We start from the raw sequence: 15,490 nt of genomic DNA, 5'->3' as shown, positions 1-15,490 counted from the left end.
AAAAAAACCATTGACTTGCTAATTGGAAGAATATATAATGATAAGGCATTCAATTTTCGAATAAATTAAAAAAGGAGGAAAACACAAAATGATGAAACAACAGCATCAAATCAACGAAATGAATCAATCAAACCAAACAAAACTGAATATGACTTTGTGGCCTCCAATTAACAGTTGTGCTCTCTCTTAGACTTTTGGGGAAGAGTGTGTCAATGCGGCCGCAGTTTTCCATGTGGCTGGCTAATAAGGGATAAACAGGATTATGATAAGCGTATGCCGATAGATGGTATGCGTTTTTTTGATGCTTTTTAAACAGAAAATGGGATGTAAATGGATTCAATGGAAAATAGAGCGTCATAAAAGAAAGAAGGTGAAAGCATGTTTGCGGTTTTTAAGAAATTAAGCTGGTTTTTTGTACATTATTGGAAACGGTATACGTTTGCGATTATTGTGTTAATTATTGCAAGTGCAATTGGACTAATACCTCCTAAATTAGTAGGATATATTATTGATCATATCCAATTTGAGACTTTGACTGCACAAATTCTGACAGCGGTTATTGCAGGGTACATTGTTTTATTAATTGTGCATTATGTTATTTCATTCTTATGGGATTACACGCTTTTTGGCGGGGCTGTTATTTTAGAACGCTGGATGAGAAGTAAGCTGATGAAGCATTTTCTGTCCATGTCACCGACGTTTTATGGAAAATATCGGACAGGAGATTTAATGGCAAGGGCGACAAATGATTTAAAAGCAATCAGTCTGACAGCGGGCTTCGGTGTGCTGACATTGGTTGATTCCAGTATATTTATGCTGATGATTATTGCAGTAATGGGATTAACCATCAGCTGGCCTTTAACCTTTGCAGCTTTGTTACCACTGCCAATCATGGCTGTTATTATGAATTTTTACGGCAGTGCGATTCACCGGCGGTTTACCAAAGCACAGGATGCTTTTGGAGAAATGAATAATAGCGTTTTGGAATCCATTCGCGGTGTTCGGGCTGTCCGTGCTTTTGTCCAGGAAGAGCATGAGAAAGAGCGGTTTGAAAATATGACAAGGGATGTGTATGACAAAAATATAGAAGTTGCTAAAATTGATGCTTTATTTGAACCGACCATGAAGATTTTGGTCGGGCTATCTTATACGATTGGAATTGGTTACGGAGCGATGCTTGTTTTCGAAAACAGGTTGACTCTGGGTGATTTAGTTGCGTTTAACGTCTACTTAGGGATGCTGATTTGGCCGATGTTTGCAGTTGGTGAGCTAATTAATATCCTGCAGCGGGGAAATGCATCCCTGGACCGGGTAAATAAAACATTATCATATAAGCCGGATGTACGGGATGTTATGGAGCCCAAGCATGTCGCAAATGTCAGTGGATTAAGCTTTAAAGATGTATCCTTCCAATATCCAAATGCAGCAGAAAAGGCTTTAAAAGGTGTTTCCCTTCATGTTCAAGTTGGAGAGACAATTGGTGTGGTTGGGAAAACAGGTGCTGGAAAAACAACTTTATTTAAATTATTGCTGAGACAGTATCCAGATGTACAGGGGAATATATTCGTATCGAGAGAGGAAATAGAAAGTCTTCCACTCAAGCAGGTTCGCGAGTGGATCGGATATGTTCCTCAGGATCAAATGATGTTTTCAAAATCAATTCGTGAAAATATTCAATTCGGAAAAGAAGCTGCCACAGATAAAGAAATTTTCAGGGCGCTTGAGCTTGCCTATTTCGCAAGTGATATTTTACAGCTGCCTGAGGGATTAGACACACAGGTTGGCGAAAGCGGAATTACCTTATCTGGAGGGCAAAAGCAGCGTGTAGCTTTGGCTCGTGCTTTTATTAAAGATCCGGAAGTCCTGATTTTAGATGATTCCTTATCGGCAGTGGATGGCAAAACGGAGGCAGCAATTATTGCTCATTTAAAAGAAGAACGAAAAAATAAAACCACATTTATAGCTGCCCATCGCTTGTCTGCTGTAACGCATGCAGATCAGATCATTGTTCTGGAAGATGGAAGAATTGTGGAAGAAGGGACCCATGAGCAATTGATGAAGGAAAAAGGATGGTACTATACGCAATACATCCAGCAGCAAATGGAAGACTAAGGAGGTGCAAGGATGAAGAGTACAGAGAGGCGTTTATTTCTATACGCCTTAAAATATAAAAAAGGAATCATTATTGGTCTTATTTGTTTAATGATAGCTGTTGCTTTAGAGCTGGCAGGTCCTTTGATTGCTAAACGAGTGATTGACGATCATATTCTCGGTGTGGAAGGATATTGGGAGGCTGTAGAAACAGCTGATGACACAACAGCTCCTTATCATGAGCAAGTTTTAAAACGTACAGACCGTATCGGAAATGGAGATATTCTTACAGGGGATACGTACACTTTACTGCAAATTGGTATTTCCTATTATATTTTTGAAGGAGAGCTGCCGCTCACAGGTCAGCGTGAGATGAATGATGGCGAGCTGACGATTGTCTCAAATGATGAGGTTGTCCGGACTCAAGGGGAACGATTATCTGTTCAGGAAGCATATCCGTTTTTTGAGCCGGAGAAAGCGCCGATTATAGGCTTATTGATATTATATATGGTGTTATTAATTATCGCTGGTGTTTTCCAGTTTTATCAGACATTTTTATTACAAAAATCTGCAAATCAGATCGTGAAGCAGATGCGGACGGATTTATTTGCGCATACAGAGCGGCTGCCGATTAATTATTATATTGATCAGCCTGCCGGTTCGATTGTTGCAAGAATTACAAATGATACCGAAGCAATTCGGGATCTATATGAACGTGTCTTATCTATTGTGGTGACCAGTCTGATTTATATGGCCGGAATCTTTGTTGCCTTATTTATTTTAGATGTTCAGCTTGCGGTGCTTTGCTTATTTGTTATTCCATTATTATATGGCTGGATGCGGCTTTATAAGTATTTTGGCAGTAAGTACAATCGAGTGATTCGAAAAACGATCAGCCAAATTAATGGAAACATTAATGAAGCTATACAAGGTATGCCGATTATTCAAGCTTTCAATCGGGAAAAGGCAATGAAAGAGGATTTTGAAGTGTTAAATAATCGTAATTATACATTTCAAAAGAAATTAATTCGTTTAAGTGCGTTAACTTCTTATAATTTAGTGACAGTGTTTCGTAATATGACATTTGTCGGTTTTATCTGGTATTTTGGATCTTCTTCATTTAATATGGCAAGTGTTATTTCAATTGGTGTCCTATATGCTTTTGTCGATTATATTAACCGTTTATTTGAGCCGGTGACTGATATTGTGAATCAGCTGCCATTAATTGAACAGGCGAGAGTTGCTGGCAGCCGTGTGTTTGAACTGCTGGATCAGCCTGCTGAAGAAACGGATAACAGTGAAATTGATAAATACAGGGGAACGATTTCCTTCGACCATGTTTATTTTGCTTATCAAAAAGAAGATTATGTGTTAAAGGATATTTCGTTTCAAGTCGATGCTGGTCAAACCGTGGCTTTTGTAGGACACACCGGTTCAGGTAAAAGCTCGATTATGAATTTGCTGTTTCGTTTTTATGATCCGCAAAAGGGCAGAATTACGATAGATGGGATGGATACATCTTCCTTATCCAGACAGCAGGTGCGCAGTCATATGGGAATTGTTCTTCAGGATCCGTTTTTATTTTCTGGTACAATCTTGAGCAATGTGACGATGCAGGATGACAAAATATCGAGAGCAACAGCAATTGCTGCGTTAAAAGCAGTTGGGGCCGACCGGTTTATCGAAAAGCTTCCAAAGACTTATGATGAAGAAGTGACGGAAAATGGAGCTACTTATTCATTGGGAGAAAGGCAATTAATTTCCTTTGCACGGGCACTTGCTTTTGATCCATCTATTCTTATTTTAGATGAAGCAACAGCGAATATTGATACAGAAACAGAACTGATGATCCAGCAGGCGCTGGAGGTGTTGAAGCAGGGAAGAACAACGCTTGTTATCGCTCATCGGTTATCAACGATCCAGCAGGCAGATCAGATTATTGTTCTGGATAAAGGAACGATTATCGAGCAGGGGAATCATGATACGCTGATTAGAGAGCGCGGCTCTTATTATCAGATGTATCAAATGCAGCAGGGTTCCTTGAAGGTCAGTGTCTAAGAACGAGAGCCCGTATACTCCTAAAATTAAGAGTATACGGGCTTTAGCACTTTAAGAAAGTATAGATAATTTACAGAATAAAGTATAAGTGCAATGGTTTTGGGACGAGTGTAACCGAAAAACTCTTCGATGGAACAAGTAACCGCAGTCCCAATTAAGGCAATCCTGCGTTTCAGACTTGGCTTGCCAAGTTTTCTTTAAACAGAAAAAAAGCTGCTTCTCTCTATATTTGTTAAAATAAGATGAAGGTAAAGGATTTATCAAATAATGCTATTTCATTTTTGAACATTCCCTGGAAAAGAAAGGAGGGAGGATCCTTGAAGGACCGTGACGGCTATCATGAAACCAAAAGTCATATGGATGAAGATTTGATAGAAGAAATTGATGATGAAGAAATGCATGAACTAATCATGCAAGCAAAAGCAGATGCATGGGAAAGAGCCCGTATCGAAAAAAAGGAGCGGAAGCCAAAGCGGCGATTTTCCAAGGGAATAGCAGTCCTGATTGCCATCGCTATGACCTTTTACGTTCTTTCCTTATTTCCGAGAGTGATTTCAGTTCCTGCTATAGATTTTCTGCAGGCATCCAGCCGCCTGTCTCAGGATGAACAAGTTGCAGCATACAAGGAAGCTGTTGTCGTTATTGAAACAAATGATGGCAGAGGAACAGGTTTTGCCATCTCTGATGAGGGAAGAATTTTAACAAATTATCATGTCATTGAAGGTGATCCAACAGTAACCGTTGCTTTTCCGGAAGATGGCTTGTTACAGGGAGAGGTTGTGGAAGAATTCCCGGAGATTGATTTGGCAGTTGTGGAAGTTGAAGGGGAGGACCTTCCGTTTCTCAAGCTGGATGAGCATGCGGGTGCAGCGTATGGTGATTATATCCGTTTTATCGGCAACCCGCTATTTTTCAATGGTATTGCAAATGAAGGTACTGTATTAGGTCCTCTGCAGCTTGCCAGCTGGGAAAAAGAGGTGATGATGATCAGAGCGCCCGTATATCGGGGAAATAGCGGCAGTCCGGTCATCGATGAAAAGGGTGACGTGATCGGGGTTATTTTCGCAACATGGAATCATGATGAACATGGGCGAGTCGGTCTTTATGTACCGATTAATTATTTTACAGATAAATAATCGGGGCTTGTTTTAATCTCTGGTAAAAAGGGTACTAAATAAAAAAGTAGCGCAACCTTGATGGAGGTGTTTTTTATGTATCTGAGCTCAACATTAACTAAATTAGAAATGTATGCTGCAGATGGAGCAATAGGAAAAATAAAGGACTTGTACTTCAATGATGATTGGATCGTACGATTTATTATTGTAGATACAAGAAAATGGCTTCCAAGTAAAAAGGTGCTTTTACCTTTCCAGGTTCAAAAGGAAATTAATCTGAAAGCAGGCTATGTGAAAGTGGATCAGGACAAGGAAACGATTCGTGACAGTCCAACGGTTCCAGAAGATACACGGTTAGTCTCTTCCTATCAGGGAACGGTATTAGATTATTTTGGCTGGAATAGTTATAAGGAAAATGCAGTATTAGATTCTGATCACGGTCCGGTAACCACTGGAAATGGAGAACTGAAAAATATAAATGTACCGCCGGAACCTGATTTAGCTGCTCCTGACACTCCCAATGATAATTTGAGAAGTATGGAGGAGCTTATGATGTTTAGAGCACATGCTAAAGACGGTAAAATTGGTATTATAGATAATGTTATTTTAACGAAGGAAGGAAAAATAACATATCTCGTAGTAAATAGCAATGAAAGCTATGTAGAAAAGAATTTATATTTATACCGGACAGATCAAGTTACATCAGTAGACTGGTTTGAAAAAGATCTGTATTTAAATGATTCTGTTCAAGGATTGGCACAGGTAACACCGTTTAAGAACAAAGAAGAAGTATTTCGTTATGTAAGTCATTCATTCAAATAAAGAGTATAACAAGCACGATCTGGCATTACGTCTTTACCTAGTTATAGGTAGGGGCGTAATGCCTTTTAACTTCAAAGTATATAAAGTCCCGCTGGAAGAAGGTGGTCAAAGCATACTAGTCCTGAATGAACCACTTTGTAATAAAATTCACCATTGTTCAGCTTTATTTTACAAAAATATTGATTTTCGTCATATTAATTTAAATGAAATGTTATTCATTTGTGATAGTAACCACACTGGATATAGGGTAGTATTATGTATACAGGTTAAAAGAATGTGTATAAAAATAACCAATAAAATAGATTTTTATTGCTCTGAAAAAAGAATCTGATTTGATCAATTTAGTTAAATTAAAGGCAAAAAAATGGAGATTGTTTGATATGAAAATAATAAATAAAAAGAAATATTGTCTAAACATAGAATGTAAACCCGAAAAAATAAATAGATCTTCGAATAATATAATGCTGGGGGGAATTAGCAAATGATGATGACTAGGCAATTAGCAGATACCCCTATTGAAGAGAAAATTGAAGAAATTCAAGAAGGTAATATTGTATTACAAAATGAACTTCTTCAAACGTACAAGCCATTTATTGCCAAGTGTGTTTCGGAGGTTTGTAAACGGTATATTGATCCTAAAAAGGATGATGAATTTAGTGTCGGATTAATGGCATTTAATGACGCTATCTTTTCCTACGAGCGGGATAAGGGCAGTTCATTTCTATCCTTTGCCAAGCTTGTTGTGAAGCGAAAAGTGATTGATTATATTCGCTATCATCAAAAGCGGCCGCACCTGTTATCATTAGATGAAATATATGAAGAAGAGCAGATGGAAAATCCGCTTGTGATTGCTGCAGCAAAAGAAAAGTATCAAATTGAAATAGAGAATAATAAAAGAAGAGAAGAAATTGCTTTATTCAAAGAAAAATTAAAAACGTACCGGCTTACGCTGGAAGAGCTTACAGATGTTTCCCCTAAACATAGAGATGCCAGAGAATCAGCAGTGCAGGTAGCTTATATTTTATATCAGGACAGTCAATTAAGTGAGTATGTTTATCGCAAGAAGAAGCTGCCAATTAAAAAATTATTAATGAAAGTGGGAGTAAGTAAAAAAACTTTAGAGCGGAACCGGAAGTTTATTATAGCCATCTTTATTGTGCTGAGCAGTGAATATGCTTATCTTAAGGATTACCTTAAGGATTATCTCAAGGATGTGAAAGAATGAAAAAAGGAATTGTGATGGAAATCCATCGCAAATATGCTGTTTTACTTACAAAAGACGGCAGTTTTGAAAAAGGTATCATTTTAACAGAGCATGCAGAACTGGGAGAAGAAGTTGTTTTTCAGCCAGTATCAAAGCAAACCATGTGGAGGAGGTTTTGGAAAAAGTCTTCAATCACTGTAAGGCTATCCGCTTTTGTTATCCTGGCTCTATGCATTTTTTTCTTTTCTCTGCTTCAGGAAAGCGATGATAATAAAACACATGCTTATGTTGCAATTGATATCAACCCCAGTATTGAATTAGAGCTGAATGATGACTTCATAGTTACTGATATCAATATGTTAAATGAATCTGCGGGTCAGCTGATAGACAAAATTAGCAATATGCAGGATAAATCCTTTAGCTCAGTTTTAACAGATATTGTTAATGATAGTGAAGATCAGGGCTTTGCGGAGCATAAAACAATGATTGTAGGAATTAGCTATGAGGACCAGAATGATAATCCGGGAGAACTTATTTCGAAAATTAGTCCCTACATAGAATCACTATCCGATTGGAAAGTGGCAACGTTGATTATTCCAGAGGAGATTCGGGAGCTTGCTCAGGATAAAAATAAATCAATGAATGAAATGCTGGCTTTGGAACTGGTGAATCACAATATTGAAATAGAACAGGTAAATTTTCAAATGACAGACTCTGATGATCATGCTATTATTGAATTTTTTTACGGAAAACGAGAGTCTGATATTAATGTTGACCGTTCTATAGAACATGAAAAAATACCAATGGATCCGGGAGATAGTCAATATATGGGTGATATTCCAAATGGTTGATAAATTCAATATGCTGATTACTTCCAGATGCAACAAGATGATGAAAAATTGCTTAATCCAGAAAGTACCTTATCTCTCTTGAAGCTGAACTGAGTACAGGGTACGGCAGCAAAAAGCAGATGTCAATCCAGTTTTGGTGTGACATCTGCTTCCCTGAATCCTGATCAGATTATTCAAATTCGTACATCCATGGACTGCTGATTTGAAGGGCGTGTTCTAAATAATAAAGCAGTGTATCATGTGATTGATCGACATGTTTTTGGCTCGAGGAATGATGATAAGCGTAGAGAAAGTGCTCAATTTTTTTAGCGAGCAGATCATCATTTGTCCGTGACATTAATAGGAATAAATTATCCCATTGTCCCCAGATGGTGTAATATAAAGCTTTATCGTAGTCAGGTATCAACATTTTCACTCCTTTTATTAAGAAGGAACTCTGTAGGAAATAAAGGGCAGATGACCCCATTCTCAGAAGGTCTCCTTACATATCTTCTCCAGTGTGCTTTAAATATCTCCTTTACTTTCATGGTCTCATTTCCATAAATTAACGTTTTCCATATGCATAAATCCTTCTCTGCCTAACCATAATAAAAAGCAAACAGGTAAGGAGGAATGAAAATGAAATTACGTTTATTTACGGTTTTAACCGTTCTGATGATGGTTTTAGTTGCTTGTCAAAATACGAATAATGAGGATACAAATCCAAATAACACAGATGGAAATGTAGAGCCGACACGTTATCAGGGTCAAGACATTGGTGATGATGCAAGAAATCAAGGGCGTGACAATACGTTTGAAAGAGTTTCTGACCGTGACGCAGATGCGGATTATAATGTATCCAAAGAAGCAGCAGAAAAAATCACAGATGAAATGGATGAAATTGATAATGCCTATGTATTAACAACAAGAAATAATGCATACGTAGGGGCAAACCTGGATATAGACAATAATAATGATGCTGCGAATGAAAGTAGTATGGAGGTTACGGATGAGGTGAAAGACAAAATTGCCGATATCGTACGCTCTGTCGATTCATCCATTGATAATGTTTATGTAACCACTAATCCGGACTTTTTAGACTTAGCTGACAGATATGTCAATGATATGGACAATGGCCATCCGGTTGAAGGCTTTTTTGACCAAATTGGCAGTATGATTGACCGTGTTTTTCCAGATGCAAAATAACACATTTAACGAATTGTGTATCATTTAATCTGATTAAAATCCAATTTCTTCGTTATCGTAAGGGATTGGATTTTTATTTACATAAGTATCATGAGCTTTTCAGCTTAAGGATATGCAAAGTATAAAAAGGCTTAATTATTTAAATATAACGTTAACGCTCTCTGCTTTTCTTACTTCATTTTTTCATGTATGATGGAAAAAGATAAGTACCCCACAAAGATTTTTGCATACCTGAAAAGGATACTTCTTACTAAGGAAATTTTTCGATGTAGTACAATGATGGATGTGCGAAAAGGTGAAAGAGGAGTGGAATAATGAGTGAAAAAGCAATTGCTTATTTAAAAGAGAATCAAGATGCGTTATTACAAAAATTATATGACTTTTTGGCAATACCAAGTGTAAGTACAGATCCTGCTCATAAAGCTGATGTACAACGTGCAGCTGATTTTTTAACGGATTATTTACGTGAGTTAGGATTTGAAGGTGTTGAAAAAATGGAAACGAAGGGTCACCCGCTTGTCTATGCAGAATACACAGAAGCGGGGCCGGATGCTCCGACAGTTCTCCTTTATGGACATTATGATGTACAGCCGGTTGACCCGCTTGATTTATGGGATAGTGAACCATTTCGGGCAGAGGTTCGCGATGGAAGAATCTATGCCCGTGGATCGAGTGATGATAAAGGACAAACCTTTATGCATCTTGCCGTTTTTGAAGCTTTCTTAAAAACAGAAGGAAAATTGCCAATGAACGTAAAGGTTTGTATCGAAGGTGAAGAAGAGATTGGCAGTGAAAATCTCTATGAGCTCCTGCAAGATAAGAAGGATCAATTTCAAGCAGATTTTGCGGTGATTTCTGATTCTGGTATGGCCGAAAAAAATCAGCCGACTATTTTATATGGCTTAAAAGGGTTTACAGGAATTGAAATTACGTTGACAGGACCAGACCATGATCTTCACTCTGGTATGTATGGCGGTGCAGTCCGTAATCCGTTAATGGCCATGAGTCACCTGCTTGCATCGATGAAGGATGAGAATGAAGTGATTACGGTAAACGGATTTTACGATGTTGTAGAGGATCTGACACCAGCTGAAAGAGAGCTGATGGAAAAAGCACCGGGAGAAGACTTTGTAAAAGCAACAAATATTCCGGAGACTGTATCGGAAAAAGGTTATACAGCAAAAGAGCATACGATGGGCAGACCGACGCTGGAGGTGAATGGACTTTTTGGCGGATATCAAGGAGAAGGAACGAAGACAATCATTCCATCTAGAGCAACTGCCAAAATCACCTGCCGCCTTGTCCCGGGTCAGGATCCGCAGGACGTTCAGGAAAAATTAGTAAATCATGTTCGTCAGCATGCGCCATCAGGTGTACATGTTCATGTGCAAAAAGAAAAGCTCTCTGCAAAAGCTTATAAAGTAGAGCCTGACCATCCATTAATAAAAAAAGCAGCGAGAAGCTATACAAAAGCATTTGGAAAAGAAACAGTTTTCCTGAGAATGGGTGGCTCGATTCCTGTTGTAGAGTGGTTAGAGGCTACCTATCAATACCCGATTGTACTATTAGGTTTTGGAACACCGGAAGACCGTCTGCATTCGCCAAACGAAAGCTTTCCGGTAGACAGTTTTGAAAAAGGCATGGAAACATTGGCTTACTATTGGAGTGAGCTGGATGAGACTATTCCTGAATAAGAAGTTATGCACGCAAAACTATTCCATTTTCCTATTCCATAAAAAGAAAATGCTTTTATAAATTTGAAAAAGATCAGCTTTAATGAGCAGGACCTTGTTGAAGCGGATCTTTTTTCCATTTTAAGAAAGTATAAAGAATCTAAGGAAAAAAGCATACATGCAACGCTTTTTGTGGAGCGGGTAATCGCAGACCAACTAAGGCAATCCTGCGCCTTTCAGGCTTGGTTTGCCAAGTTTTCTTTAAATTATATAAGAATAATAAACGTATTTTATAATGGCTATAAAAATTTCATGTGCAAAGGACAGAAAAAAGGGGTATACAGTAATAAGTTATTATATAGAGAGGAGCGAAGCAGATGGAGGTAGCAATAATTACGGGGGCTTCAAAAGGCTTGGGAGCATCGGTTGCCAAGCTATTTTTAGAATCGGGAATTAATGTAGTGGGGATTTCCCGGACAGATAATGCCAAGCTGTATCAATATGCAAAAGAAAATAACACAAATTATCATTTTATCGCATGTGATTTATCGGAGAAAGCTTCGATACAAAGAGCGTGTGACCGTCTTGATGAGATGCTGTTTAAAGAAACGCTGTCCCAAATATTCTTAATTAATAATGCAGGCTTAGTAGATCCGATTGAACGTGCTGAAAATATTGATATGGATGATTTAATGAAGCAGGTTCATGTCAATACAGTTGCACCCATGATTTTAACGAATCATTTCTTAAAAAAAGCATCAGAACATCATGTCCGGCTTCTTACAGCCATAGTGACCTCGGGAGCAGCTGAAAAGCCAAAGTATGGCTGGAGTGTTTATTGCTCAACAAAAGCTAGTATGAATATGTATACACAGACCGTAGCGATTGAGCAGGCAGACACAGAGCATGCGATTATTGCGTTCAGCCCGGGGGTAATGGACACAGGGATGCAAGAGACAATCCGTTCCAGCTCACAAGGAGCGTTTCAGGATGTAGAAAGTTTTCGTGCATTAAAGGAAAACAATGAATTAAGAGATGCCGAAATTATAGGCGGTGTTTTAGTAGATATTTTAATGGATGACAACATGGAGAATGGAAAAATTTACGACATCCGGGAGTATATTTAGTATCAGCAACATATTATACGATTTCGGATGAGAGAAATAATGGATGTCGGTGTTTTTCTGAAAAAAAATAGTCATTCGCCTTCCCAATTTGGATGAAGCTGCATAAGTTAAAGTAGTTCAAATAGAGGAGGTTATATACACATGGGTAAAGAATGTTGTGATGATCGCCAAAGCTTTGGCTCAGCGGGCTTTGCGTTATTAGTTGTGTTATTTATTTTGTTAATTATTATTGGAACAGCATATTCAGGCAACCAGTGCTACACGGGTGGCCACTACTGTTAATCATTTAAAGAAAGCCTGGTTGTCACCAAGCCTTTAGGTGACAACCTTAGTTACGCTTATACTTTCTTAAAGTAAAAAATAAGAAGACTTGCTGGGGGAAGTTCTCAGGCAAGTCTTTTTTCCATTAGCTCTCTAAATGTTTCAATGTTTTCCATATTATCCTTTTTTTATAAATAGGGGTTTGTGCAAAATTGATAACTGCGAGTGTAACAATCAGCAAAATGAACATAACCGGATCAACATGCATTTTATTTGTATTCCAAAGTATAGTCATTAAAAAGCCAATGAATTATATCCAAAGAAATTTTTACATAAATTCAAGCTCTAAAAATACATTTTTCAGCGACTGTTCTGTTTTTTTATTGCTGCTGATAATCAGCTTTACACAAATGTGGTTACTGTACAGGTAAAGGTAATATGCTGTTCGTTTCAGAATGGTTGTGTTAAAATTTACAATGGACTGTAAATACGAACCCTCAATTAAAAATAGTTGATTTCCATTAAATACTGCGTAGATAGAACATGGAAAGGAAGAAGAGTAAATGATAACTAGAAAAAGTAAACGTGAAGTACAGCAAATGCAAAAAGCGGCTGATTTGCTTGTTGCTACACATAAAGAAATAGCAAAGCGGATCAAGCCCGGTGTGACTACACTGCAATTGGACACATTTGTGGAAAAGTTTTTAAAAGAGCATGGAGCAACGCCGGAGCAAAAAGGCTATAACGGTTATCCATATGCTATCTGTGCTTCTTTAAATGATGAAATTTGTCATGGTTTTCCTAATGATAAGCCTTTACAGGACGGTGATATTGTAACAATTGATATGGTTGTTAATTTAAATGGAGGCTTAGCTGATTCTGCCTGGACCTATCCGGTCGGAAATGTAGATGAAAAAGGTCAGAAGCTGATTGAAGTCACGAAGGAAGCTTTATATAAAGGAGTTGCTCAAGCAAAGCACGGCAGCCGTTTAGGTGATATCGGTCATGCTATTCAATCGTATGCAGAGGCAGAAGGATTTTCTGTTGTACGTGATTTTACTGGCCATGGAATTGGATCAACGATTCACGAAGATCCGCATGTGCCGCATTACGGCTTGCCGAATAAAGGTATCCGTTTAAAAGAAGGTATGGTGATTACCATTGAACCAATGATTAATGAGGGTGACTGGCGCAGTAAGATGGATGATAATGGCTGGACTGCGAGAACGCTTGATAAAGGTCGTTCTGCACAGTTTGAACATCAAATTGTCATTACAAAAGAAGAGCCGATTATTTTAACGGAACAGGATAAATAATAAGGAAGTAAATCAAAATAATCCCTCATGAATGAGCATAGTCACGCATGAAGGATTATTTTTTTCTATTTTTTAGCTGTTCTTGCGCCAAATAAAATTGTAATGACTGGACTCAACAAGCAAAAGAATGCAAACGGCAGGTAGGCCAGTACTGATACACCCAGGACGTTGGCGATAAATACACCGCAGACACTCCAGGGAACAAGCGGGTTAATTACTGTTCCTGCATCCTCTAAAGTCCGGGCTAAAGCTTTCTTTGTTAAGCCTGCGCGTTCATAAATTCGCTGGAACGTTTCGCCGGTAAGTAATATGGATAAATACTGCTCTCCGATAAAGACATTGATACCAATTGCTGTACCGGCAGTTGAAGCGATAATAGATCTTGTTCTTTTAAGCTTTGTTTGAAGTGCTTTTAGTATCACAGGCAAAACCCCTGTAACAAACAATAATCCTCCAAAGCTTAAAGCAAGGATGACAAGGGTTATCGTGAAAAACATACTTTCCAGACCACCTCTTGTAATTAATTCATTGACAGGTTCGAAGTCAGAATTGCCAGCATATCCGCCAAACCAAGCTCCAAGAATATCACTTAATGGAAAATGATTTACTGCAAATGCAAGGATACTGGCAATCACGCTGCTGATCGATAATGATAAGAAAGCAGAGAGTTTAAAAACAGTACAAAGAATTAACACAATTAATGGAATCCAGGAACTCCAATGAATCAACCCTGTTTCCTGTAATGCTTCCTGGTAGCGGGCAATATTATTTCCGGTATTGGCTTCACTTGGCGATAATATAGCAAAAGCAATAAATGATATGATAAATGCAGGAATAGTTGTTAAACTGATATGTTTAATATGTTCAAATAAATCTACACCGACAATTGCTGATGCGAGATTAGTTGTATCAGACAATGGCGACATCTTATCGCCAAAGAAAGCACCGGAAACAATCGCTCCTGCCGTAACTGCTAAAGAAGCATCCATGGCACCAGCCATTCCAATTAATGCAACCCCCACAGTTGCTGTCGTTGTTAAAGAGCTTCCTAAAGAAATACCGATAATGGCGGTGACAGCAAATACAATGGCATAGAACCAAGTCGTCGAAATGATGGATAAGCCCGTCATCATCAGTACAGGAATGGTCCCGCTGATCATCCAGCTGCTGATTAAAATACCGATAACAAAAAATAAAAATACTGCTCCCATGGCAGAGCCGGCACCTAATCCCATCGCATTTTGCAAGGATTGATAGCTGATTTTATTCCATAAACCATAGCCGATTAAAATAAAAATAGCGATAAGAATCGGTATATGTGGTGCGGCCTCCAGACCGATCATGAAAAAGCTAATAATACCTACAATCATGATCAGAAAAATGATTGACACAGTTAATGAGGGATGATGCTTTGCTTTAATTTCGTTCATTTTATTATTTCCTCCTTTGACCCTACCTGCGATATAATAATTTTTTAATAAGTGCGTGTTCTGCACTGTATATCGTTTTTTACCAATAAAAAACTCCGCCCCTTAAATAGGGACGAAGTGTATCTCCGCGTTACCACCCTAGTTGATGTACGAATATATTTATCGCAGTGTAACCGACTGTAAAACTCCCGCTTCTAGAATAGAGAAAAATCGAATATTCTAAACAGGAGGGGGCAGCCAGTAACAGCCCGATTGGTTCAAGAGCCTTTAGATCATGCCCTTGTGGTACTAACATTCAGTGGGGATGAAATAACCCCCACTGAATGAAGCTCCACTTTATGTACATCCACTTTATTG

General features: G+C 38.3%; 13 protein-coding genes. 11 read left to right on the top strand and 2 right to left on the bottom strand.

Translation table 11 applies throughout. The features are described from left to right. The first annotated feature begins 378 nt into the window (after positions 1-378). From FLK20_RS02245 to FLK20_RS02220, 6 genes are all read left to right on the top strand, one after another. Entirely contained in the window at positions 379-2,112 is a 1,734-nt protein-coding gene (locus tag FLK20_RS02245) for an ABC transporter ATP-binding protein (RefSeq protein WP_152654926.1), read from the top strand. A 12-nt stretch (positions 2,113-2,124) separates the two neighbouring features. Further along, positions 2,125-4,149, top strand: coding sequence for an ABC transporter ATP-binding protein (locus FLK20_RS02240; RefSeq protein WP_152654925.1), 2,025 nt, complete (start codon positions 2,125-2,127; stop codon positions 4,147-4,149). A 317-nt stretch (positions 4,150-4,466) separates the two neighbouring features. Then, on the top strand, positions 4,467-5,285 hold the full coding sequence (locus FLK20_RS02235) for a S1 family peptidase (protein WP_370453147.1): 819 nt from the start codon (positions 4,467-4,469) through the stop codon (positions 5,283-5,285). A 75-nt stretch (positions 5,286-5,360) separates the two neighbouring features. Next, complete coding sequence (locus FLK20_RS02230) at positions 5,361-6,086, top strand: PRC-barrel domain-containing protein (RefSeq protein WP_152654924.1); 726 nt, start codon at positions 5,361-5,363, stop codon at positions 6,084-6,086. A 481-nt stretch (positions 6,087-6,567) separates the two neighbouring features. Further along, positions 6,568-7,311, top strand: a complete 744-nt coding sequence (gene sigI / locus FLK20_RS02225; protein WP_194165494.1) for an RNA polymerase sigma factor SigI — start codon at positions 6,568-6,570, stop codon at positions 7,309-7,311. After that, the gene (locus FLK20_RS02220) at positions 7,308-8,141 is read left to right on the top strand and encodes an anti-sigma factor domain-containing protein (RefSeq protein WP_152654923.1); all 834 of its coding nucleotides are present in this window, start codon (positions 7,308-7,310) and stop codon (positions 8,139-8,141) included. The genes sigI and FLK20_RS02220 overlap by 4 nt, the downstream gene beginning before the upstream one ends. Positions 8,142-8,310: 169 nt before the next feature. On the opposite strand, the gene FLK20_RS02215 is transcribed toward FLK20_RS02220, so the two are convergent. Continuing rightward, positions 8,311-8,550 carry a YhdB family protein gene (locus FLK20_RS02215; protein WP_152654996.1) on the bottom strand — a complete coding sequence of 80 codons (240 nt, stop codon included), beginning with the start codon at positions 8,548-8,550 and terminating at the stop codon, positions 8,311-8,313. 209 nt (positions 8,551-8,759) lie between these two features. On the opposite strand from FLK20_RS02215, the gene FLK20_RS02210 reads away from it, so the two are divergent. The 5 genes from FLK20_RS02210 to map all read left to right on the top strand — a co-directional run bounded on the left by FLK20_RS02210 (position 8,760) and on the right by map (position 13,703). Continuing rightward, positions 8,760-9,326, top strand: coding sequence for a YhcN/YlaJ family sporulation lipoprotein (locus tag FLK20_RS02210; protein ID WP_152654922.1), 567 nt, complete (start codon positions 8,760-8,762; stop codon positions 9,324-9,326). A 314-nt stretch (positions 9,327-9,640) separates the two neighbouring features. Further along, on the top strand, positions 9,641-11,020 hold the full coding sequence (locus tag FLK20_RS02205; protein WP_152654921.1) for a dipeptidase: 1,380 nt from the start codon (positions 9,641-9,643) through the stop codon (positions 11,018-11,020). A gap of 356 nt (positions 11,021-11,376) precedes the next feature. After that, positions 11,377-12,126 (top strand): (S)-benzoin forming benzil reductase, encoded by a 750-nt coding sequence (locus tag FLK20_RS02200; RefSeq protein WP_152654920.1) that lies wholly within the window; start codon positions 11,377-11,379, stop codon positions 12,124-12,126. A gap of 141 nt (positions 12,127-12,267) precedes the next feature. After that, the gene (locus FLK20_RS02195) at positions 12,268-12,408 is read left to right on the top strand and encodes a YjcZ family sporulation protein (RefSeq protein WP_152654919.1); all 141 of its coding nucleotides are present in this window, start codon (positions 12,268-12,270) and stop codon (positions 12,406-12,408) included. 542 nt (positions 12,409-12,950) lie between these two features. Further along, positions 12,951-13,703, top strand: a complete 753-nt coding sequence (gene map, locus FLK20_RS02190) for a type I methionyl aminopeptidase (protein WP_152654918.1) — start codon at positions 12,951-12,953, stop codon at positions 13,701-13,703. A 65-nt stretch (positions 13,704-13,768) separates the two neighbouring features. On the opposite strand, the gene nhaC is transcribed toward map, so the two are convergent. Next, the gene (nhaC, locus tag FLK20_RS02185) at positions 13,769-15,133 is read right to left on the bottom strand and encodes a Na+/H+ antiporter NhaC (RefSeq protein WP_152654917.1); all 1,365 of its coding nucleotides are present in this window, start codon (positions 15,131-15,133) and stop codon (positions 13,769-13,771) included. Between the last annotated feature and the right edge of the window lie 357 nt (positions 15,134-15,490).

Source organism: Oceanobacillus sp. CFH 90083 (assembly GCF_009389585.1).
GTDB lineage: Bacteria > Bacillota > Bacilli > Bacillales > Amphibacillaceae > Oceanobacillus.
This window is presented reverse-complemented; position numbering and strand designations above follow the sequence as displayed.